Here is a 1949-nt window from a genome sequence, read left to right as displayed (position 1 = left end):
GCCCCACCACACCGATCACCCCCGGCAAGAGCCCCCGCAAGGGTTGCATCCCCCGCAGCCACCACTGCGCGTACACATGGGTGGAGCGGCGCTCGATCCCGGCCACGATCCGGTCCACCGCGGGCCCCAGCGGATACGTGCGGTTGGCCGGCCAGGGCAGCCTGGCCCGCAGCTCCCGCATCACCTCGTCCTGGTCTGCGCCGCGCACCATGTCGGTGTCGGTCCAGCTCAGATAGCCCACCCCGACCCGTACGCCCTGGTGGCCGACCTCCGCGCGCAGGCTGTGCGCGAACGCCTCGACGCCCGACTTGGAGGCGCAGTAGGCGGTCATCATCGGCGCCGGGGTGATCGCGGCGAGCGAGGCGATCTGGAGGAAGTAGCCGTGGCTGCGCTCCAGGGCCGGCAGGAAGGCGCGGGCGGTGACCGCGCCGCCGATCAGGTTGACCTCGATCACCCGGCGCCAGGCCTCGGGGTCGGAGGCGGCGAACGGTCCGCCGGCGGCGACCCCGGCGTTGGCCACCACGATGTCCACCGTGCCGAAGTGCTCCGCGACCTCGGCGGCCACCCGGGTCATCGCCTCGTGGTCCGTCACATCGGCGTGCCAGTGGGCGGACTCGGTGTGCAGCCGCTCGGACACCGACTTGAGCTCGTCCGGCTCCAGGCCCACCAGCGCCACCTTGGCGCCGCGCGCCGAGAGTTTGCGGGCGAGCAGCTCCCCCACGCCCCGCGCGGCACCGGTCACCACCGCGACCTGGCCCTCCAGGCTCCTGCGTGCGTTCATGCCGTGCGCTCCTTCGTGTCGTCGGTGGCCTCGGCGGCCTCGGCCGTCGGCGCGGCCGGGGCAGCGGTCAGATGGTCGCGGACCAGCCCGCGGATGCCGCCGCTGATCGCCGCGGGGTCCTCCAGCGGGGTCATGTGGCCCAGCCCGGACAGCTCGACCAGCCCCACGCACTCGGGCAGCAGGGCGGCCAGCCGGTGGGCGTGCCGGATCGGGGTGAGCCGGTCGGCGGTGCCCTGTACGACCAGGGTGGGCACGGTCAGCGAGGCGGCCCCGGCGTCCAGGTCCAGCCGGGCCAGGACCCTGCCCCAGTCGGCGCGCACCCCGCGCGGGCAGGCGTGCACCAGCCGGGCGGCGGCATCGATCGCGGCCGGGTCGGCGTGCCGGCCCATGGTGACGTACCGCACCGCCTTCCTGGCCGGCGGGGTGACCGGGCCCAGCGGTGCCCGGGAGTGCAGCATCAGCCGGTTCAGCAGGGTGCGGACCCGGCCCTCGGGCAGCGGCCAGACCGTGGAGGTCTGGGGCAGCCGGGAGGCGCCGGTGCTGCACAGCAGGACCGCCGCGGCGTGCTCGCGCAGCGCGGGTCGGTCGGCGGCGGCCAGCACCGTCATGGCGCCCATGGAGTGGCCGGCCAGCACCGCTCGTTCGCCGGGCGCCAGGGTGGTGGTGAGCACGGCCGCCAGGTCCTCGGCGAGCGCGTGGGTGCTGCATCCGCCGGGCCCGGCGGCCGGGCTGCGGCCATGGCCGCGCTGGTCGTAGGCGATGACCCGGTGGTCGGCCGCGAGCTGCCGGATGACCGGCGCCCAGAAACGGGTGGAGCAGGTCCAGCCGTGGGACAGCACCACGGCGGGGGCGTCCTCGGGCCCGTGGATCTCGGTGTGGATCGGGGAGCCGTCGGTGGACATGACGGTCAGCCGGCGGACCGGCTCGACGGGAGCGTACGGGCCCACCGGGCCGCGGGCGGTGCGCCGCCTCATGCCGCCACCTCCCCCGCGCCCTCGGTGCCGGCCGCGGGGGTCGGCGAGGCGCCCGGCGGCGCGGCGGCCAGGGCGGGTTCCCCGTCCGGGGCCGGGCAGGGTCCTGAGGGCTCGGCAGGGGTCCCCCCTGGGGGCACCTCCCGGACGACGTCCGGGGGAGGAGTCTGGGGGAGCCTTCCGTTGCGGGTGGTGGT

2 protein-coding genes and 1 pseudogene are annotated in these 1949 nt (G+C 76.3%); all 3 read right to left on the bottom strand.

Annotated features, from left to right (window positions below):
* The coding region (locus E4099_RS31600; protein WP_135342524.1) for an SDR family oxidoreductase at positions 1-781 on the bottom strand (781 nt) is incomplete at its 3' end.
* The gene (locus tag E4099_RS31595) at positions 778-1755 is read right to left on the bottom strand and encodes an alpha/beta fold hydrolase (protein ID WP_135342523.1); all 978 of its coding nucleotides are present in this window, start codon (positions 1753-1755) and stop codon (positions 778-780) included. The genes E4099_RS31595 and E4099_RS31600, both read right to left, overlap by 4 nt.
* A pseudogene (locus E4099_RS33790) lies at positions 1752-1949 on the bottom strand (hypothetical protein); the annotation flags it as partial. The pseudogene E4099_RS33790 and the gene E4099_RS31595, both read right to left, overlap by 4 nt.

The sequence above is a fragment of the Streptomyces palmae genome, assembly GCF_004684805.1.
Taxonomy (GTDB): Bacteria; Actinomycetota; Actinomycetes; order Streptomycetales; family Streptomycetaceae; genus Streptomyces; species Streptomyces palmae.
Note: the sequence above shows the minus strand (reverse complement) of the source record. Positions and strands in the feature narration are given on the sequence as shown.

Coding starts and splice junctions, on each gene's coding strand:
- E4099_RS31595 (WP_135342523.1), bottom strand. CDS start 1,755: ATGAGGCGGCGCACCGCCCGCGGCCCGGTGGGCCCGTACGCTCCCGTC.